Below are 20,362 nucleotides of genomic sequence, written 5' to 3' on the forward strand. Positions count from 1 at the left end.
CCTCTTTCTGCAACGGAAAATTCATCATGCAAAATTCAATTCCGGCTCACGACGATTTGCCGGCACAAAGTTTACCGAAACAGGCTTTCGTCGGGCTGCAAATGCTGTTTGTCGCCTTCGGCGCATTGGTGTTAGTGCCTTTAATTGTCGGGCTTGACAGTAATACCGCACTTTTAACCGCCGGTGTCGGCACGTTGCTGTTCCAACTGTGCACCCGCCGTCAAGTACCGATTTTCCTCGCCTCTTCTTTCGCCTTTATTGCGCCGATGCAATACGGCATCGCCACCTGGGGCTTGCCGGTGACCATGGGCGGCTTGATGGGCGCCGGTTTGGTGTATGTCGCTTTGAGCGCCTTGGTGAAACTGAAAGGCGCGGCGATTTTACAACGCGTGTTCCCGCCGGTAGTGGTCGGGCCGATTATCATCATTATCGGCATGGGGCTTGCGCCGCTCGCGGTGAATATGGCAATCGGCAAAGGCGGCGACGGTTCCCAGCTTTATCCGTATGAACAAGCTGTTCTGGTTTCGATGGCGACCTTGATCACCACACTGGTGGTGGCTGTGTTCGCCAAAGGCTTACTGAAATTAGTGCCGATTATGTTCGGCATCGCAGTCGGCTATATTTTGGCATTGACCATGGGGCTGGTTGATTTCAGCGCCGTCAGCAACGCCGCTTGGTTTAGCGTGCCGACTTTAACCACGCCGGAATTTAAACTGGAAGCGATTTTGTATTTATTGCCGATTGCAATTGCACCGGCAATTGAGCACGTCGGCGGCATTATGGCGATCAGCTCGGTGACCGGCAAAGATTTCTTAAAAAAACCGGGCTTGCACCGCACTTTGCTTGGTGACGGCATCGCGACGTCTGCCGCTTCATTCTTGGGCGGCCCACCGAACACCACTTACGCCGAAGTAACCGGCGCAGTGATGCTGACCCGTAACTTCAATCCGAATATTATGACTTGGGCGGCGTGTTGGGCGATTGCGATTTCATTCTGCGGCAAAGTCGGCGCCTTCTTGTCTACCATTCCGACTATCGTAATGGGCGGGATTATGATGTTGGTATTCGGTTCAATTGCGGTGGTCGGGATGAGCACCTTGATCAAAGCGCAGGTGAATGTGTCCGAGCCGCGTAATCTGTGTATTATCTCGGTGGTAATGACCTTCGGCATCGGCGGCATGATGCTAAATGTCGGCGAAGTATCGTTAAAAGGCATCAGCTTATGTGCGATCGTTGCGGTGATTATGAATCTGGTCTTGCCACGCGCCAAAGAAGAAACCATGATTTAATCGAAAGACCAGGTGAGCGTTTGACGACAGCAATACAACTCACACTTCCTATCCAACAAGCGGACGATTTGACTCTCGATAATTTTTACGCGGAGAATAATCGCCTGCTGTTGGACAGTTTGCGTCGTCAATTGCAACAACCGCAGCAACAATTTTTCTATTTATATGGCGAAAACGGCAGCGGAAAAAGCCACTTACTCAAAGCCTGCTGCCACGAACGCTTTGACCGCGGCGGCAGTGCCAGTTTTATTCCGCTGAAACACGCGGTGCATTTTTCTCCGGACGTGCTGGATAATCTGGAAAATCAGGATTTGGTGTGTATCGACGATCTGCAAATGATCGCCGGGCAGGTAAAATGGGAAACCGCACTTTTCGATTTATATAATCGGATCAAGGAGCAAAAGCACACCACCCTCATTCTGAGTGCCGACAGCTCCCCGCGTAATCTCGCCGTTTCACTCAACGATCTACGTTCGCGCCTCAGCTGGGGCGAAATCCATAAACTCCTGCCGCTGGATGAAACCCAAAAACTCAAAGTGCTGCAACAACGCGCTTACCTGCGCGGGCTGGAGCTGCCGGACGAAGTCGGGCTGTTTTTACTCAAACGGCTAGAGCGCGACACCCGCAGCCTGTTCAACACCCTGCAACAGCTGGATGAAGCCTCACTGCAGGCGAAACGCAAATTGACCATCCCGTTTGTCAAACACTGCCTGAATTTATAAAATTTCCAACACGGCTTCCGGCGGACGCCCAAACCGCGCCTGATCGCCGTTGATCACAATCGGGCGTTCCAACAGCGCCGGATTTTGTGCGATCGCTGCTAATCGCTGCTCCTGAGTAAATTCCGGATCATCCAGACCCAAAGTGCGGTATAACTCGTCATTCACCCGCATCATTTTCCGAACGTCATCGATCCCCAGTTGGCGGCGAATCTGTTGCAATTCGCTCACCGAATACTGTTTTTGCGAATAAAGTTCGATTTCAGGCTGAATTCCGCGCTCTTGCAACAATTTTAGGGTTTCACGGCTCTTGGAACATTTTGGATTATGTAAAATTTTTACGCTCATGCTGCTCTCCTTAATTAATTTTTGTCGGTGTGAAAATAGTTTTAATCTTCCTTTGAGTCAATAACTTGTTATAATCAAAAAGTCTGATTTACTTGACTCTACACTTAACAACAGGAAAACGCCTATGTGGGAAATGTTTCAAAAATGGTATAAACGCCGCTTTACTGATCCACAAGCCTTGGGGCTGTTTGCCATCTTATTTTTCCTTTTCGTTGCCATCTATTTTTTTAGCGATATTATCGCACCATTGCTGATCGCGCTAGTGTTGGCGTATTTATTGGAAACGCCGATCACATTTCTGTCGCAGAAACTTAAACTACCACGAATCGCCTCGGTTAGCATCACGCTGTTGCTGTTCGTCACGCTGATTGTGTTTATTATGATTGTTGTCGTACCGCGGCTGTGGACGCAAACTATCTCGCTGGTGCAAGATTTGCCGAACATGATCAACCAGCTGCACGAATGGCTGTTGACCCTGCCGGAACACTACCCTGACCTGATCGACTATCCGATGTTAGACGCACTGTTTAGCAATGCACGCGTTAAACTGTTGGCATTCGGCGAATCCGCGCTGCGTTATTCGCTTTCCTCACTGCTCAGTCTGGTAACTATCGGGATTTATGCGTTCTTAGTGCCGCTAATGGTGTTTTTCTTGGTTAAAGATAAAAATGAATTAATTCTAGGCGTGATGCGCTTTCTGCCGCGCAACCGCACTTTAGCCTCGCAAGTTTGGCTGGAAATGAAAACCCAGATTTCCAATTATATTCGCGGAAAATTTATGGAAATTGTGATTGTCGGCGCCGTCACTTATATTCTGTTCCTCTTTTTCGGGCTTCGCTACCCATTGCTGTTGGCGCTTGGCGTCGGTTTATCGGTGTTAGTGCCTTACGTTGGCGCGGTGTTGATCACAATTCCGATTGCCTTAGTGGCGCTGGTACAATTCGGCGTAACCCCGGCTTTCTGGTATTTAATGCTAGGCTATTTAATTATTCAAATTCTGGACGGCAATTTATTAGTGCCGGTATTGTTCTCGGAAGCCGTGAATCTGCATCCGTTAATTATTATTTTAGCAGTACTGATTTTCGGCGGCTTATGGGGGTTTTGGGGCGTATTTTTCGCCATTCCGCTGGCAACCTTGGTCAAAGCGGTGGTCGGTGCCGCCTGGCCGTCAGATGAAGAATTGGAACAGCACTAATAATATTTTTTAGCCTTTCAAGTGCGGTTTCAAACCGCACTTTGCCCTGGTTCAAGTGCTGATTTCTGTGAAAACCCTACCGAAATCACACTTTTCAATCTTAGCCATTGCCTGCGTTCCGCCAGTTGCCTATACTGCCGGTTCTTGTCGGAGTGCCAATTGCGATTGGCTGAGACCGTAAATCGGGATCCGTAGAACCTGCTCGGGTTAAGACCTGCGAAGGGAACAAGTCAATCATCCATTTTGCCTCATGATGATTTTCTAACCTCAATAAACCGCACTTGAGTTGTCATCAACAGCACTATTGCTGTTTGTGTTCTTCCGCTCCAGACAAGCTTGTTATCGCTTATTTTGCATAAAGGAACTTGCCATGTCTGACACCATTATTTATGTCGAAAAAAATAGCCGTCGCCAAAAACGCGAAGCGGCGCAACAATTTATCCGCAGTTTGAAAGGGACGCCTTATCCCAATTCCAAACGAATTTATCTGCAAGGTTCACGCCCTGATCTGCGCGTGCCGATGCGCGAAATTCAACTAAACCCAACACTCGTCGGCGGCGATAAGCTCAATCCACAATTCGAGCCGAACGAAGCGATTCCAGTGTATGATACCTCCGGTGTATACGGCGACGAATCACAAACCATTAATGTCAATCGAAGCATTACCGCACTTCGGCAGGCGTGGATCGCCGAACGACAAGACACCGAAACCCTAAGTACGGTCAGCTCAAGTTACACCCGATCACGACAGCAAGACAACACACTTGATGAGCTTCGCTTTCGGCTACAGCGCCCGGCACGACGCGCACAAGCCGGCAAAATCGTGACCCAACTGCATTACGCCCGCCAAGGTATCATCACGCCTGAAATGGAATTTATCGCGATTCGTGAAAATATGGGCAGATCGCGGATGGAAAGTGCGGTATTGCTTCAACAACACCCCGGACAAGCCTTCGGCGCTAAGTTACCCGCTGAAATCACCCCTGAATTTGTGCGTCAAGAAGTCGCCGCCGGACGCGCGATTATTCCTTGTAACATCAATCATCCCGAATCCGAACCGATGATTATCGGGCGTAATTTTTTAGTGAAAGTGAACGCCAACATCGGAAATTCGGCGGTCACTTCATCAATTGAGGAGGAAGTGGAAAAATTGGTGTGGGCAACCCGCTGGGGCGCGGATACGGTGATGGATCTCTCCACTGGGCGCAACATTCACGAAACCCGTGAATGGATTCTACGCAACAGCCCGGTGCCGATTGGCACAGTGCCACTGTATCAAGCGCTCGAAAAAGTCAAAGGCATTGCCGAAAATCTCACTTGGGAAGTATTTAAAGACACCTTAATCGAACAAGCGGAACAGGGCGTGGACTACTTCACCATTCACGCCGGCACACTGCTGCGCTATGTGCCGATGACCGCCAAACGCCTCACCGGAATTGTTTCTCGTGGCGGTTCGATTATGGCGAAATGGTGTCTTTCCCACCATCAAGAAAATTTTTTATATACCCATTTTCGTGAAATCTGTGAAATTTGCGCTGCCTACGATGTGGCGCTATCGCTCGGCGACGGTTTGCGCCCGGGCTCAATTCAAGACGCTAATGATGAGGCACAATTTGCCGAATTATACACGCTCGGCGAACTGACTAAAATCGCCTGGGAATATGATGTGCAAGTGATGATCGAAGGGCCGGGGCATATCCCGATGCAGATGATTCAACGCAACATGGAAGAAGAGCTACGGCACTGCCATGAAGCGCCGTTTTATACGCTCGGGCCACTCACCACCGATATCGCACCGGGTTACGACCATTTCACTTCAGGCATTGGCGCGGCGATGATCGGCTGGTTCGGTTGCGCCATGTTGTGTTATGTGACGCCGAAAGAACATTTGGGCTTGCCGGATAAAGAGGACGTGAAACAGGGGCTAATCACCTATAAAATTGCCGCCCACGCGGCTGACCTTGCCAAAGGACACCCCGCGGCACAAATCCGCGATAATGCAATGTCGAAAGCGCGGTTTGAATTTCGTTGGGAGGATCAGTTTAATTTGTCGCTCGATCCCGACACCGCACGCGCCTACCACGACGAAACACTGCCACAAGAATCCGGCAAGGTCACCCATTTTTGTTCGATGTGCGGGCCAAAATTCTGCTCGATGAGAATTTCACAAGAAGTGCGTGATTATGCGGCTGCACTGCCGCCGGAACAGCAACAAGGGCTGGCGAAAATGGCGCAGGAGTTTAAACAAAAAGGCGGTGAAATTTATCATCAGCCACAGCAGCTACAATCAGAATCATCGGAGTAAACGCCATCACGGCACGCTAACATATCAGCGTGCCGTTTTTTGCAATACCGACCGCACTTGAGCCGCTGTCAGGCGTTCAGATAATCCAGTACCACCTGGGCATGATCTTTGGTTTTGAATTTATCGAAAACCTTGGCGATTACGCCGTTTTCATCAATCAAAAAGCTGATGCGGTGAATGCCGTCAAAGGTGCGCCCCATAAATTTTTTCTCGCCCCACACCCCAAACGCTTCCGCAACCTGATGATCGGGATCAGACAGCAAGGTGAAATTTAAATCTTTTTTCTGCTCAAAATTGCGTAATTTTGTCGGCAAATCCGGACTGATACCCAAAATCACCACGCCTGCTTTTTCTAGCTCGGCTTTGGCATCGCGCAGATCGCAGGCTTGTGTGGTACAGCCCGGCGTTAACGCTTTCGGGTAAAAATAAACCAACACCTTTTTGCCTTTGAAATCGCTCAGGCTGACCGCATTCTCGTTTTGATCGTTCAGGGTAAATTGTGGTGCAGCAACGCCGCTGTTTAAAATAGATAACATCGTTTTTTCCTTCCTTTTAATCGAATTGAGCCGCACTTAAACTACCACTAAATCAGCCCCTTTTCACTTTTTTTGATTTATCTGCAAGAAAATACAAAAACCACTTGCAAACTGCGGCAAATTTGGCAATCTAGGTTAATCAGTTTATTTCATCAATAAAACAACAAGAAACGTACAGGAGAAACTCTATGTCGGCTAGTAACCCTTTATTTTCAGGCAGTATCGTTGCACTTATCACGCCAATGGATAGTTCCGGCGAAGTGAATTACACCGAACTCGAAGCGCTGGTCAATTTTCATATCGAAGCAGGCACCGACGCCATTGTTTCGGTTGGTACCACCGGCGAATCCGCCACGCTCAGTATTGATGAAAATGTGAAGGTTATTCTGAAGACCGTCGAATACGCCGCCGGTCGTATTCCGATTATCGCCGGCACCGGCGCTAACGCCACCAGCGAAGCGATCACTATGACCAAGTTATTACACGGCAGCGGCGTTGCCGGTTGTTTGTCGGTTGTGCCTTACTACAATAAACCGACCCAAGAGGGTATGTATCAGCACTTTAAAGCGATTGCCGAAAGCACCGATTTGCCGCAAATCCTGTATAACGTACCGGGGCGCACCGGCAGCGATCTGAAACCGGAAACCGTTGCTCGTTTGGCAAAAATTCCAAATATCGTCGGCATTAAAGAAGCGACCGGCGATGTCAGCCGCGTCGGCAAAATTAAAGAACTTGCCGGTGACGATTTTATTATTCTCAGCGGCGACGATGCGACCGGCCTAGAAGCGATGAAAGCTGGCGGTGAAGGCGTGATTTCGGTCACCAATAACGTTGCCGCCGCCGAAATGGCAAAAATGTGCCGTTTCGCACTGAAAGGCGATTTCGCACAAGCGGAAGAAATCAACAATCGTTTAATGCCGTTGCACAAAGATCTGTTTGTTGAGTCCAACCCGATTCCGGTGAAATGGGCGTGCTACAAAATCGGTTTAATCAGCGAACCGTTCCTGCGCCTGCCGTTAACCGTTTTAAGCGAAGAAGCGCAACCGGTTGTCAGCGCAGCATTAAAAAGCAGCGGATTGTTAAAGTAGTAAATCAGCATGAATTAAAAAGGCAACCTGTGCTCCACTGGTTGCCTTTCCGTTATTATTAAGTCGTTATAACTTGGTTTTCACTGTCAGCAGATTGTGCAAACGGGTCAAATCATTTTCATTCAGCGTACCTGCCAATTGACGCAGTTGCAATTCCAGCAACAGGTAGTTATAACGCGCCGAAGCCAGCTGGCGCTGCGCTTCATGGCGAGTGCGAGTGCTGGTCAACACGTCTAAGATAGTACGCGTTCCGGCATTGTAGCCGGATAATGTCGCTTGATACGCACTTTCCGAAGAGCGTACATATTGCTGATAGGCTTTAATCGAACTCGACGAGGCATTCAGGCTGTTGACGGTGAAGCGGATGTTGCGCACCAAGTCACGATAAGTCGATTCCAAGCCTTCTGAGCTGCTGACAAAGGCGTGCTGCTGTTGGCGCACCTGCGAGGAGGTTCGCCCGCCGGTGTACAACGGCATCGACACTTCTAAGCCGATAGTGGCTTGATCCACGCTGCGATCAGGGATGCCGTAGTTGCTGGCAATCGGCATTCGCGAGTTGGTATGCGTTAATCCCGCGACCAAGTTGACGGTCGGCAAATAAGCGCTTTCCGCCACTTTAATCCCCTCTTTCGCCAGCTCTTTACCCATTTTGTAATAGGTTAGCGTCAAGTTCTGCTCTTCGCCTTGGGCAATATATTGATTCGGGTTGGCGTAAGTTTGCGTTTTAAATTTTTGGGTTGCTAAACGATTAATGTCTAACGGATATTGCCCGGTGATTTCATATAAGGCTTCAACGCTGTTATCCACGCTATTCTTTGCCATGATCTCATTGGCAATCACGCTGTCGTATTGTGCCTGCGCCTCATCAACGTCGGTGATCGCCACCAATCCGACTTGATACAGTTGAGTGGTGTCGCTGAGTTGGCTGTAGACCGCCTTTTTCTCCGCTTCAACCGATTTCAAGGTTTCAATGCTGTTCAACACTGAAATGTAGGCGGTTGCCACGCGGTAGAGTAAATTTTGCTGTGCCGCCTGATAGGAAACCTCCGCCTGTTTTGCGGTTTTTTCTTGCAGCGACAAATTGCGCCACAGGCTCATATCAAACAAGGTTTGGCTTAAATTCAATCCGACACTGAAAGTGCGGTTTTGGCTGAAGCTGTTGTTATAACCGCTGTTATGTTGCGTGCCGTGATCGACATAACGGCTTGAGCCGTAGCTGGCACTAGCGTTCAATTGCGGTAGCAATGCGCCTTTTGCTTGGTTTTTCCCTTCGATAATCTGTTGGCTGTCGGCATACGCTTTTTTCACTACCGGATCGCTGTTTTTCGCCTGTTCATAGGCTTCCATTAATGACGCCGCCATAGCCTGTTGTGTCAATCCCAAGCTCAGCACTGACAGCAACAATGTGATTTTTTTCATTTCTTTTCTCCACTAAATGATCGTTCATTCATTTTACCTAAAAGCCGGTGCAAAAAAAACCGTTAATTTGCTAAACTAATCCGCAGATTAACGCCATAAGGAATCCACTATGTCTATCGAACAATTTTCCGCCGCCGACCTAGAAATTCAGCAGCAAGATCTGGTTTACGACGGTTTCTTCAAACTATATAAAATCCAATTTCGGCATAAACTGTTCGCCGGCGGCTACAGCGGCACGGTTAGCCGCGAATTGCTGTATAAAGGGGCTGCATCTGCCGTCATCGCCTACGATCCGCAACGCGATGAAGTGGTGTTGGTGGAGCAAGTGCGGATCGGCGCTTATGTTGCCGACAGCGAAAAATCGCCGTGGTTGCTAGAGCTGATCGCCGGTATGGTTGAGGAGAACGAGCAGCCGTTGGAAGTGGCGCAACGCGAGGCGCAAGAAGAAGCCGGTATTGAAATTGAACTGATCGAACCGGCGTTAAGTGTGTGGGACAGCCCGGGCGGTGTATTCGAGCGGATTCATCTGCTCGCCGGCAAAGTCAACGCGACAAAAGTCGGCGGTCTGCACGGTTTGGCAGAAGAGCATGAAGACATTAAAGTCCATGTGGTCAACCGCGAACAGGCTTATCAATGGGTCGAAAACGGACGGATCGACAACAGTATTGCAGTGATTGGTTTACAGTGGCTACAGTTGAATTATCAGCAGTTGCAAAACCGTTGGTGATCACGGAAGAAAAAGTGATATTGCGCAAATTCTTGCCGTTTGTTTACGATAAAATGTGCGCTTACTAACACTTTTAATAGAAAAATGCTGACATTCGGATAAAAAACAGTATCTTATACCTTATAAAATTTTTTGATTTCTTATTGTTTTTGTTGGTGCATTTTGAAAACAACCTATCTTCACCATTCCGACAGCACACCGGTTCGTTTTATTCAAGTAACGGATCCGCACCTGTTTGCCGATAAAACATCCGAGTTATTGGGAGTTAACACCTACGATAGCTTCACGGCAGTGCTGTCTGAAATAAAACAAACACCGTTCGATTTTGAATTTGTGTTGGCGACCGGTGATTTGGTGCAAGACAGCAGCTCGGAAGGCTACCGCACTTTCTGTGAAGAAATTCAAACCCTGCAAAAACCAACATTTTGGATTCCCGGCAACCATGATTACCAACCGCACATGGTCGAAGTGCTGAATCAGTATCCGCAGGCGATTTCCCCGCTGAAACATATTGTGATCAATCAGCAATGGCAGATTCTGATGCTCGACAGCCAAGTGCTTAATGTGCCGCACGGTTATTTAAATCAATATCAACTGGATTGGCTGCTGGCTAAATTAGAGCAATATCCCGATTTACACACCTTGGTTGTGCTGCATCACCATATCGCTCCAACGCGTTCGGCTTGGTTGGATCAACATAACTTACGCAATACTTCCGAATTTCTGAGCTGCCTGGCAACGCATCAACGGATTAAAGCGATTATCAGCGGGCATATTCATCAGGCGATGGATATTCAGTGGAATAACTATCGGATTTTAACCACGCCGTCCAGCTGCATTCAATTCAAATCCGACAGTTATCATTTTAATCTCGGCGTCATGCCACCGGGTTGGCGCGAATTTGAACTTTATCCGGACGGCAGTCTGCAAACCCGAGTCAAACGCATCCCCGATAATTTATTCACCCCGGATTTTAATATTTCGGGTTATTGAAAATAAATATTAAAAAAATAATAAGTAAGATAATATCGTTTTTGAATAATCCTATATTAAATAATAAGTTTACTTCAATTACTTTGTATTGAAATAAACTTATTATCATTCCTAAATATCCCTCTACCTAGCAGCTGTAGTTGACCACTACACCAAAGGGCAGAGAGAGGGATTTTATTTCATCGCTGCAGCAAACACAGTTGCTACATATCGAGCAAACTCATAACATTTAGTCGTAAAAAAGATTAAAATCCTTCACACCGCACTTTGATTTATGGCGGCTCTTATCAGTCAAACTGTTTGATAAAGAAAGGCAAAATATTTTTTGGACAAGCAAAAAAAGTAAGTCGCCAGCGGCGAAATACGATAGTTAAATAGCAAACAACCGAGAATAACCAACCCACAAAAAACCCGCCATCAGGTGATAGCGGGTTCAATTTGCAATTTAAAAGTGCGGTTACAGCGCTTTCAAAATATCGTCCACGCGTTCTTTGGCATCGCCGAACAACATTTGAGTATTGTCTTTGAAGAACAGTGGATTTTGCACGCCGGCATAGCCGACTGCCATCGAGCGTTTGAACACGATCACGTTTTGTGCTTTCCAAACTTCCAGCACCGGCATACCGGCGATTGGGCTGTTTGGATCGTCTAATGCCGCCGGGTTAACGGTGTCGTTCGCACCGATGACCAACACCACATCAGTGTCCGGGAAATCTTCATTGATTTCATCCATTTCCAACACCACATCGTAAGGTACTTTCGCTTCCGCCAACAGCACGTTCATGTGCCCCGGCAAACGCCCTGCAACAGGGTGAATACCAAAACGCACGTTCACGCCTTTATCACGCAATTTTTGTGTGATTTCCGCTACCGGATATTGCGCTTGCGCCACTGCCATGCCGTAGCCCGGGGTGATGATCACAGAGCTGGCGTTTTTCAACAATTCCGCCACTTCTTCGGCGTTGGTTTCACGATGTTCTCCTTGTTCTTCGTCTGATGACGCTTGAACGTCGTTACCGAAGCCGCCCGCAATAACACTGATGAAAGAGCGGTTCATCGCTTTACACATGATATAAGACAGAATCGCGCCGGAAGAACCCACCAGCGCACCGGTTACGATCAATAAGTCGTTATTCAACATAAAGCCTGCCGCTGCCGCTGCCCAACCGGAATACGAGTTCAGCATTGAAACCACCACCGGCATATCCGCACCGCCAATAGAGGCGACCAAGTGCCAACCGAACGCTAACGCAATAATGGTCATCAGAATCAATGGGAACAGGCTGGCATCGCCGACAAACGTACTCATCAATAATACGGAAACCACAACCGCCGCCAAATTCAATTTATGGCGATGTGGCAATGCCAACGCTTTGGAATCAATAATTCCGCGCAGTTTACCGAACGCCACAATCGAACCGGTGAAAGTAACCGCACCGATAAAGATGCCTAAAAAGACTTCGACATCGTGGATATTTTGCATCACAGCATCGGTGATGCCATGCGGTTCAAAATAGCTGTTAAAACCGACCAATACCGCCGCCAAGCCGACGAAGCTATGCAGAATCGCAACTAATTCCGGCATTTCGGTCATTTCCACTTTCAATGCGCGCTGAATGCCTAACACCGCACCGATCGCCATAGCAATGATAATCCACCAGTGACCTTGAGTATCCGGTCCGAAAATCGTTGCCACCAACGCAATCGCCATCCCGACGATTCCGTACCAACAACCTGCTTTTGCCGTTTCATGTTTAGAAAGGCCCGCCAAACTCATAATAAACAGTAGCGCTGCTACAATATAAGCGGCTTGTACAAAACCTGCTGACATTTTCTTCTCCTTAACCTTTTCTAAACATCGCCAACATACGCTGGGTTACTTTAAAGCCACCAAAAATATTGATGCTGGCAACCAACACTGCGATAAACGACAAGAATGTCACCACGCCGTTGCCATGCCCGATTTGCAGCAAGGCACCGACAATGATGATCCCTGAAATGGCGTTGGTCACTGCCATCAGCGGGGTGTGCAGCGCATGGCTGACATTCCACACCACATAATAACCGACCACGCAAGCCAGCACGAACACCGTGAAATGCGACAAAAATGCCGCCGGTGCAACCGACGCAAGCCATAAGAACGCCGCTGCCGCGCCACCCATGATGCCGTATTTCACCGCCGGGTTGACCGGCTTCTCTTCTTTTTTCGCCACCGGTGCGGCAGCCGCTTTTTGTTGTGGTTGTGCCGAAACTTGAATCGGCGGTGCAGGCCAAGTGACTTCGCCCTCACGCACAATGGTCACGCCGCGCAAAATCACGTCATCAAAATCGATGTTGATATTGCCGTCTTTCTCTTTGCACAGTAATTTCAATAAGTTGACTAAATTTGTACCATACAGTTGTGAGGATTGGGTCGGTAAGCGGCTTGGTAAATCGGTGTAGCCAATGATTTTGACTTGATTTTCCGTGGTCACCACTTCACCGGCTTTGGTCAATTCGCAGTTGCCGCCGGTTGCCGCCGCCAAATCGACAATCACGCTGCCCGGTTTCATGCTTTCCACCATTTCTTTGGTGATCAAGCGTGGCGCCGGCTTGCCCGGGATAAGTGCGGTGGTGATGATAATATCCACTTCTTTCGCCTGCTCGGCATACAACGCCAACGCACGACGGTTAAACTCATCGGACATCACTTTGGCATAGCCGTCGCCACTGCCGCCTTCTTCTTTGGAATCGATTTCAAGGAACGATGCGCCCATACTTTGTACTTGTTCTTTCACTTCAGGGCGTGAGTCAAAGGCTCGCACAATTGCACCCAAGCTGTTTGCCGCACCGATCGCCGCCAAACCGGCAACACCTGCGCCGATAACCAGCACTTTCGCCGGTGGCACTTTCCCCGCAGCGGTGATTTGACCGGTGAAGAAGCTGCCAAATTCGTGCGCTGCTTCCACCACCGCACGGTAACCGGCGATGTTTGCCATTGAACTCAAGGCATCTAACGATTGTGCGCGCGAGATACGCGGAACGGATTCCATACCCAGCACATTAATTTTTTTCGCTGACAGCTTTTCAACCAATTCAGGATTTTGAGCAGGCCAAATAAAGCTGACCAAGGTAGCTCCTTCTTTAATTTGGGCAATTTCCGCATCGGTCGGCGCATTGACTTTGAAAATAATATCGGAATTCCAAACATCACTCGCCGTGCCGACAGTAGCACCGGCTTCGCTAAAAGCCGCGTCTTCAAAACTGGCTTTAAAACCGGCATCGTGTTCTACAACCACCTCAAAACCCAGCTTTAAAATCTGCTGTACGGTTTTCGGCGTTGCCGCTACCCGACTTTCATTGTCGAGCAGTTCTCTAGGTACACCAATTCGCATAATCGTTTACTTCCTTAATTGGCTGGTTAAAAACAGCTTGAGCACGCAACCGCACTCAACCCAAAAAGCGCAGACTGACTCCAATCTTTGCTACGATTTCTGCCGCTCGATTCACGCCGAAAAGCAAAAATCAAATCGGTTTAACTTTATCATTTATCTCCGCAAAATGGGTAAAAAATTTTTGAAAAAAATCTATCTGTTTAAATCGGAATATGCTATTTAACTATTTTCTAATAAAGAGAGCTAATCTTATGCAATTACCGCACTTACAGCCCGCCGTTCTACTCCGCCGTTATAAACGTTTTTTGGCTGATATTGAATTGCCTAACGGCGAGATGATCACCATTCACTGTGCCAACACCGGTGCAATGACCGGCTGTGGCGAGCCGGGCGATACGGTGTGGTATTCCACTTCGGACAATCCGAAACGCAAATACCCGCACTCTTGGGAGCTGACTGAAAAGCCGAACGGTGATTTGGTGTGTGTGAATACCATTCGCGCCAATCAATTAGTGCATGAAGCACTGTTGCAACAGCGGATCAGCGAGTTAAGCCAATATCAAACGATTTTGCCGGAAGTCAAATACGGCGAGGAAAACAGCCGAATTGATTTTCTGTTGCGACAAACCGCACTTGCCGATTGCTATGTTGAGGTGAAATCCACTACCTTGGTTGAAAGTGCGGTCGGAATGTTCCCCGACGCCAAAACTGCTCGTGGGCAGAAGCACCTGCGCGAATTAATCCAAATGACCCAACAGGGAAAATGCGCGGTGATCTTTTTCGCCGCCCTGCACAGCGCAGTGCGCACATTCCGCCCTGCCGCGCAGATTGATCCGAAATATGCCGAATTGCTGCAACAAGCGCAATCCGCCGGTGTACAGCTGCTGAGCTATGCTTGCCGCTTTGAGAAACAACAAGGCGTTCCGACCGCACTTGAACTGACGAAATCGATTTCAGTAGAATTAAAACGTAAAGAAATGTAATTTCGGTTTCCATTGTTAGTGAGAATTATTATCATTAACTCACTAGATAACATTTATTCTATAAATCTAGATAATCACTCCAACATTTCATGCCTCTCCCCACAAGAGGCTTTTTTTTGTCTAAAATTCAATATACTGATTTAAAACACTCCAACATTTCATGCCACTATGTCAATTTGCCCACAAGAGGCTTTTTTGTCTGAAATTTATCACTTTTGAATTATTAGACCACTACACCATCGGCGAAACCCGATCGTTGCATTTCCAAAAATACAAAAACACAGTTAGTTCTAAACCGCACTTCCCCCTTGAAATCCGCTGAAGTGTTCCCATATCTAATTTCATCATCTTTCTATCACCTTTTTGTTTAACATTGAAACAGGAAATAACAATGAGCAACAATCAAGAAACCCGTGGTTTTCAATCCGAAGTCAAACAACTTCTGCAACTGATGATCCACTCCCTCTATTCCAATAAAGAAATCTTCCTGCGTGAGCTGATCTCCAACGCCTCCGATGCCGCCGACAAATTGCGTTTCAAAGCCCTGTCTGCGCCGGAATTGTATGAGGGCGACGGCGATTTAAAAGTGCGGGTGAGTGCGGATAAAGACAAAGGCACGCTGACCATCAGCGACAACGGCATCGGCATGAACCGTGAGCAAATCATCGATCATCTCGGCACAATCGCCAAATCCGGCACTAAAGAATTTCTGAGTAATCTAGGTTCTGATCAAGCCAAAGACAGCAAACTGATCGGACAATTCGGCGTCGGCTTCTATTCTGCGTTTATCGTTGCCGATAAAGTGACGGTAAAAAGCCGTGCGGCAGGTGAAAGTGCGGCGCAAGGCGTGCTGTGGGAATCGGCAGGTGAAGGTGAATACAACGTTGCGGATATTGAAAAAGCGGATCGCGGCACCGAAATTACGCTGCATTTGCGTGAAGATGAAAAAGAGTTTTTAGACGATTGGCGTTTGCGCCAAATCATCGGCAAATACTCCGATCATATCGATCTGCCGGTGGAATTGTTGGTGAAAGAGTTTGACGACGAAAGCAAAGAAAGCGGCGTGAAATGGGAGAAAATCAACAAAGCACAAGCGTTGTGGACTCGTAACAAAGCCGAAATCAGCGATGAAGAGTATCAAGAGTTCTACAAGCACATCAGCCATGATTTCAGCGATCCGTTGCTGTGGGCGCATAATCGAGTGGAAGGCAAACAAGAATACACCAGCTTGCTGTATTTACCGGAAAAAGCCCCTTGGGATCTGTTCAACCGTGAGCACAAACACGGCTTGAAATTGTATGTTCAGCGTGTGTTTATCATGGACGATGCCGAGCAATTTATGCCGAATTACCTGCGTTTTGTGAAAGGCTTGATCGACTCTAACGATCTGCCGTTGAACGTTTCACGCGAAATTTTGCAAGACAACAAAGTGACCGCTGCGCTGCGCAAAGCCTTAACCAAGCGTGCATTGGGTATGCTGGAAAAACTGGCGAAAAATGAAGACAAAGCCCAATATCAAAACTTCTGGAAAGCGTTTGGTTTAGTGCTGAAAGAGGGCTTGGCGGAAGATCACGCCAACCAACAAGAGATCGCCAAACTACTGCGTTTTGCTTCCACCGAGCAAGACAGCAGTGAACAAAACGTATCGCTTGATGAGTATGTTGCGCGCATGAAAGAGGGGCAAAAAGCGATTTACTATATCACCGCCGACAGCTATGTGGCCGCGAAAAACAGCCCGCACTTGGAGCTGTTTAACAAAAAAGGCATTGAAGTGTTGCTGTTGTCGGATCGCATTGATGAATATGTGTTGGGCTACTTCACTGAATTTGATGGCAAGCCGCTACAAGCGATCAGTAAATCGGATCTGGATCTGGGCGACTTGGCGGATAAAGAGCAGGAAGAAGCACAAAAAGAACAGGATAAAGAATTTGGTTCGTTTATTGATCGTGTGAAAGGCTATTTAGGCGAGCGTGTCAAAGAGGTGCGGTTGACCCACCGTTTAAGCGATACGCCAGCGATTGTTTCTACGGATAACGATCAAATGACCACTCAAATGGCAAAACTGTTCGCCGCTGCAGGGCAGCCTGTTCCAGAGGTGAAATACACCTTTGAACTGAATCCAGAGCATGCGTTGGTGAAGAAAACCGCCGACACCAGTGATGAAGCTGCATTTGGTGAGTGGATTGAGCTGTTGCTTGATCAAGCGATGCTGTCCGAGCGCGGTACGTTGGAAAACCCAACGGCGTTTATTAAGCGCGTGAATAAATTGCTTGCTTAAGCAAATAAGCAATAAGCGATAGATGTGAAGTGCGGTCAGTGGTTGCTGACCGCACTTTTGCTTTGTAGGCTATCAAAAATAAACATAACGCACCAGATGGAAAAACACCGGTGCTGCGAATAACACCGAATCGATCCGATCCATAATGCCGCCGTGTCCTGAAATCATGGTGCCCCAATCTTTTGCGCCCATGCTGCGTTTCACTGCCGATAACGACAGTCCGCCAAGGAAACCGCAAATCACGATCACCAATGAAAACAGTGCCGCATAGCCAATGCTGAACGGGGTGATCCACCAAAGGGAAGTGCCGATTAACACCGCAATCAAGCCGCCGCCGAATAACCCCTCTACGGTTTTACTCGGACTGACGTTCGGCGCAATTTTATGCTTGCCGAACAGTTTGCCGACCACATACTGAAACACATCACTTAACTGCACCACAATCAATAAATACATCAACAGCAGCAAGCCTTGCCCTTGAAATTCTAGATCTTGCAATAACAATAAGGCGGGGGCATAGCTTAAGCAGTAAATGGTGAGCATCATACCCCATTGAATTTCGGTAGTGCGTTCAAAGAACTGTTCGGTGTCAGCGGAAAGGGCTTGAATCGCGGGCAAAATCAAAAAGCCATAAACTGGCAGGCACATCACGAACAGCCCGTACCACTCAATGCCGATCAGCCAATATTGCAACGGAATTGCCACATAAAAACAGAACACCAACGCCCAATAATCGGCGCGTCGGGTTGGTGTGAGGGTGATAAATTCTCTCAAAGCGAAAAAGGATAATGCGGCATACAAGATTAAAGTGGCTACTTTGCCGAAAATAAAGCACAGCACTAACACCGCCACCATGCCCCACCATGCGTTAATCCGATGATTCAGATTCTCAACCACCTCACCGCTTTTTTTGTGTGCCAACCAGCGCCCAATCCGCGTGGCAAGCAGTAACAAACTCAGCATACCAGCCAATACCCACCAAAATTTAGACGGAACCGCACTGATTCTTTCGGTTAAAAAATGCCACATAGTGCTACTCCTTCGTTATTGGGTGAGATAACGCAATCACCGCTTGCCGTGCCGCCTGTAAAAAAGCGGCTTTCTCTTGTTGCGGATCAAACACTAACGGCGCACCGAAAGTCACCGAACAGGTGAACAGCAGCGGTAAAAAAGCACCTTTCGGCAAACTGCGGCGGGTGTTGTCCAGATAAATCGGCACTAATTCCACCTGCGGATAGCGCTGTGATAAGTGATATAAACCGGCTTTAAATTCGCCGGGTTCGGCGGCATCGGAACGAGTGCCCTCGGGAAAAATAAGTAATGAATCCTCTTGTTCAAGTGCGGTATAAAGTGGTTCTAGCGGATCGTCGCTGCCGCCTTGGCGATCGATCATCACCACGTTCAACGCACATTTGGCAATTAACCCGCGCAATCCGCCTTTGTCCCAATAATCTTTTGCCGCCACCGGACGAATTTGGTGTCGAAACGCTTTCGCAAAAGATGACCAAATAGCAAGGGTGTCTAAATGGCTGCTGTGATTGGCAAAATAGATTCGTTGGTGTGTGCTTGGCGTATTATTGCGCCAGTAAGGATATGCACCGATAAACAGTTTGGTCAGCGCGGCTAATATCGTGGCAATCATGCTGCCTCCGATTTTTGTGCCAGTTCGCGTGAAATCGCACGGCTACGTAACACACAGGTGAGCAGTGAGCCTATCACAATCGCGAGCAACGCAAACCACAACGCATATTGCGAATGCCCGTTCCACGTTTCAATGGCGCCAACGATACACGCCGCCGTCAACACCGCCATGCGGTGCTGTTTTGCCATTGGTCCGCTGAAACGCTGCGCCAGCCCTAGTGAGCCGCCTAACAGGCGAATATAAGCAGTGATCGCCGCCAATAACGCGCCCAACCAGCCTAGCCACGGTTGCCCGACTGCAAAACCGAGTGCCACGATCAACAGCGAATCCGCCACTCGATCGGGAATTTCGTTATACAACGCACCGTTTGCCGTTTTTTTACCGCCTTCAACCGCGACCATGCCGTCGAGCAAATTACAGATTAACCGCAGTTGGATACAAAGTGCGGTCAGGATTAAGCCGAAGGTATTCGGCAAAAAAGCCAAGAGTAGCGCACCGAACAACGCAAACACAATACTGAGTAATGAAATTTGATTCGGGGTGGGAATAGTTTGCCGTGCCAGTTTGCTTGCCAATGCTTGCGCCCAGCGGCTGCCTCTCACTGCCAGCGGGCGACGGTTTTTGTCTCGCTCCATTTCTTCTGTCATGTTTTGTCACCATTTACTTGATAAATCAGTTGTTTTGTCAAATTAGCAGAAATCATGCGATCTTGCCAATAAAATAATTCAGGTGGGTTTTCATTGTTCTGCTGCACAAAATATGCCAGATAGAACGGCAGTTCATCAGTAAAAAATAGCTTGCCGCGCGGGGCGTAGTCACACTGAATTTGCAACTGCTGAGGCTGATGGCACACCGAACGCAATTTTACGATCCCGACACCTTGTGATTTCAACACCGCCTCGCGTAGGCACCAAGTGCGGTAGAACGCGGCTTCGGACTGCGGTTGTTCAGCAAACCAAAAACGTTCTTCATCTGAAGCATAAAAGCGGATTAAGCCGTCAAAATTGCGTGTTTTCTGCGGGCTTTCAATATCAATCGCCACCGCGACCGCACTTTCACCCGGTTCGGTAATTGCCAGCACCACCGCCACCCAATCGGCAGAGTGGCTGATATTAAAATCCAATTGCGGCTGATTGGCGAAATACGGGCGACCGCTGGCGGTGCGTTGAATCTGACTGAGCAACGTTCGCGGCAACTGGAATGTATCCAACAGCTGCGCCAGTAAAAAATGTGCCAATAGGCTGCAATGCAAACGCTGTTGGCGGCGAGGATTGGCTCGTGCCATCAGGTGTTGACGTTTGTGCAGCAAATCCGCCGGCAGAGCTTGCTGCAATCGTTCATCGGACGGCATTTCCGATAAATTGCCCCAAATAACCGCACTTCGCATTCGTTTACCCCAATTGATTAATGACAAGTTGATGTGTCTTGGTTAGACTATCGACTTTTGCACAAAATAACAATTGTTT

General features: G+C 48.2%; 18 protein-coding genes and 1 riboswitch. Of the genes, 9 read left to right on the plus strand and 9 right to left on the minus strand.

Annotated features, from left to right (window positions below):
- Positions 1 to 26 precede the first annotated feature (26 nt).
- Positions 27 to 1,289, plus strand: coding sequence for a uracil-xanthine permease family protein (locus ACUHGC_RS12455; protein WP_446833597.1), 1,263 nt, complete (start codon positions 27 to 29; stop codon positions 1,287 to 1,289).
- Between the two features lie 20 nt (positions 1,290 to 1,309).
- A complete protein-coding gene (gene hda / locus ACUHGC_RS12460) occupies positions 1,310 to 2,011 on the plus strand; it encodes a DnaA inactivator Hda (RefSeq protein WP_446833598.1) in 702 nt (233 codons plus the stop codon).
- On the opposite strand, the gene arsC is transcribed toward hda, so the two are convergent.
- A complete protein-coding gene (gene arsC, locus ACUHGC_RS12465; RefSeq protein ID WP_446833599.1) occupies positions 2,006 to 2,356 on the minus strand; it encodes an arsenate reductase (glutaredoxin) in 351 nt (116 codons plus the stop codon). The two genes, hda and arsC, sit on opposite strands and share 6 nt — an antisense overlap.
- A 124-nt stretch (positions 2,357 to 2,480) precedes the next feature.
- On the opposite strand from arsC, the gene ACUHGC_RS12470 reads away from it, so the two are divergent.
- Both ACUHGC_RS12470 and thiC read left to right on the plus strand, forming a co-directional pair.
- Positions 2,481 to 3,551 (plus strand): AI-2E family transporter, encoded by a 1,071-nt coding sequence (locus tag ACUHGC_RS12470; RefSeq protein ID WP_446833600.1) that lies wholly within the window; start codon positions 2,481 to 2,483, stop codon positions 3,549 to 3,551.
- 138 nt (positions 3,552 to 3,689) lie between these two features.
- Positions 3,690 to 3,793, plus strand: a riboswitch (TPP riboswitch).
- A gap of 128 nt (positions 3,794 to 3,921) precedes the next feature.
- Complete coding sequence (thiC, locus tag ACUHGC_RS12475; RefSeq protein ID WP_446833601.1) at positions 3,922 to 5,856, plus strand: phosphomethylpyrimidine synthase ThiC; 1,935 nt, start codon at positions 3,922 to 3,924, stop codon at positions 5,854 to 5,856.
- Between the two features lie 68 nt (positions 5,857 to 5,924).
- Here thiC and bcp read toward each other — a convergent pair whose 3' ends face one another.
- The gene (bcp, locus tag ACUHGC_RS12480; RefSeq protein ID WP_446833602.1) at positions 5,925 to 6,392 is read right to left on the minus strand and encodes a thioredoxin-dependent thiol peroxidase; all 468 of its coding nucleotides are present in this window, start codon (positions 6,390 to 6,392) and stop codon (positions 5,925 to 5,927) included.
- Positions 6,393 to 6,580: 188 nt separating this feature from the next.
- Between bcp and dapA the strand changes: the two genes are divergently transcribed.
- A complete protein-coding gene (gene dapA / locus ACUHGC_RS12485; RefSeq protein ID WP_446833603.1) occupies positions 6,581 to 7,480 on the plus strand; it encodes a 4-hydroxy-tetrahydrodipicolinate synthase in 900 nt (299 codons plus the stop codon).
- 66 nt (positions 7,481 to 7,546) lie between these two features.
- On the opposite strand, the gene ACUHGC_RS12490 is transcribed toward dapA, so the two are convergent.
- Positions 7,547 to 8,899 carry a TolC family outer membrane protein gene (locus ACUHGC_RS12490; protein ID WP_446833604.1) on the minus strand — a complete coding sequence of 451 codons (1,353 nt, stop codon included), beginning with the start codon at positions 8,897 to 8,899 and terminating at the stop codon, positions 7,547 to 7,549.
- Positions 8,900 to 9,008: 109 nt separating this feature from the next.
- Here ACUHGC_RS12490 and nudF point away from each other — a divergent pair, with 109 nt between their 5' ends.
- The gene (gene nudF, locus ACUHGC_RS12495) at positions 9,009 to 9,626 is read left to right on the plus strand and encodes an ADP-ribose diphosphatase (RefSeq protein WP_446833605.1); all 618 of its coding nucleotides are present in this window, start codon (positions 9,009 to 9,011) and stop codon (positions 9,624 to 9,626) included.
- Positions 9,627 to 9,788: 162 nt separating this feature from the next.
- A complete protein-coding gene (cpdA, locus tag ACUHGC_RS12500; RefSeq protein ID WP_446833606.1) occupies positions 9,789 to 10,619 on the plus strand; it encodes a 3',5'-cyclic-AMP phosphodiesterase in 831 nt (276 codons plus the stop codon).
- Positions 10,620 to 11,076: 457 nt separating this feature from the next.
- On the opposite strand, the gene pntB is transcribed toward cpdA, so the two are convergent.
- Together pntB and pntA are read right to left on the minus strand one after the other, a co-directional pair.
- Entirely contained in the window at positions 11,077 to 12,450 is a 1,374-nt protein-coding gene (gene pntB, locus ACUHGC_RS12505; protein WP_446833607.1) for a Re/Si-specific NAD(P)(+) transhydrogenase subunit beta, read from the minus strand.
- A 10-nt stretch (positions 12,451 to 12,460) separates the two neighbouring features.
- On the minus strand, positions 12,461 to 13,993 hold the full coding sequence (pntA, locus tag ACUHGC_RS12510) for a Re/Si-specific NAD(P)(+) transhydrogenase subunit alpha (protein ID WP_446833608.1): 1,533 nt from the start codon (positions 13,991 to 13,993) through the stop codon (positions 12,461 to 12,463).
- Between the two features lie 251 nt (positions 13,994 to 14,244).
- On the opposite strand from pntA, the gene sfsA reads away from it, so the two are divergent.
- On the plus strand, positions 14,245 to 14,976 hold the full coding sequence (sfsA, locus tag ACUHGC_RS12515) for a DNA/RNA nuclease SfsA (protein WP_446833609.1): 732 nt from the start codon (positions 14,245 to 14,247) through the stop codon (positions 14,974 to 14,976).
- A gap of 391 nt (positions 14,977 to 15,367) precedes the next feature.
- The gene (gene htpG / locus ACUHGC_RS12520; protein ID WP_446833610.1) at positions 15,368 to 17,254 is read left to right on the plus strand and encodes a molecular chaperone HtpG; all 1,887 of its coding nucleotides are present in this window, start codon (positions 15,368 to 15,370) and stop codon (positions 17,252 to 17,254) included.
- 72 nt (positions 17,255 to 17,326) lie between these two features.
- On the opposite strand, the gene ACUHGC_RS12525 is transcribed toward htpG, so the two are convergent.
- Genes ACUHGC_RS12525 through ACUHGC_RS12540 form a run of 4 tightly spaced genes read right to left on the minus strand, consistent with a single transcriptional unit; the run spans position 17,327 to position 20,310 of the window.
- On the minus strand, positions 17,327 to 18,283 hold the full coding sequence (locus ACUHGC_RS12525; RefSeq protein WP_446833611.1) for a phosphatidate cytidylyltransferase: 957 nt from the start codon (positions 18,281 to 18,283) through the stop codon (positions 17,327 to 17,329).
- Between the two features lie 4 nt (positions 18,284 to 18,287).
- Positions 18,288 to 18,896, minus strand: a complete 609-nt coding sequence (locus ACUHGC_RS12530) for a lysophospholipid acyltransferase family protein (protein WP_446833612.1) — start codon at positions 18,894 to 18,896, stop codon at positions 18,288 to 18,290.
- On the minus strand, positions 18,893 to 19,543 hold the full coding sequence (locus ACUHGC_RS12535; protein WP_446833613.1) for a CDP-alcohol phosphatidyltransferase family protein: 651 nt from the start codon (positions 19,541 to 19,543) through the stop codon (positions 18,893 to 18,895). Before ACUHGC_RS12535 ends, ACUHGC_RS12530 begins: the two co-directional genes overlap by 4 nt.
- Complete coding sequence (locus tag ACUHGC_RS12540) at positions 19,540 to 20,310, minus strand: 4'-phosphopantetheinyl transferase family protein (protein WP_446833614.1); 771 nt, start codon at positions 20,308 to 20,310, stop codon at positions 19,540 to 19,542. Before ACUHGC_RS12540 ends, ACUHGC_RS12535 begins: the two co-directional genes overlap by 4 nt.
- Positions 20,311 to 20,362 lie beyond the last annotated feature (52 nt).

Source organism: Testudinibacter sp. P27/CKL/0425 (genome assembly GCF_052931395.1).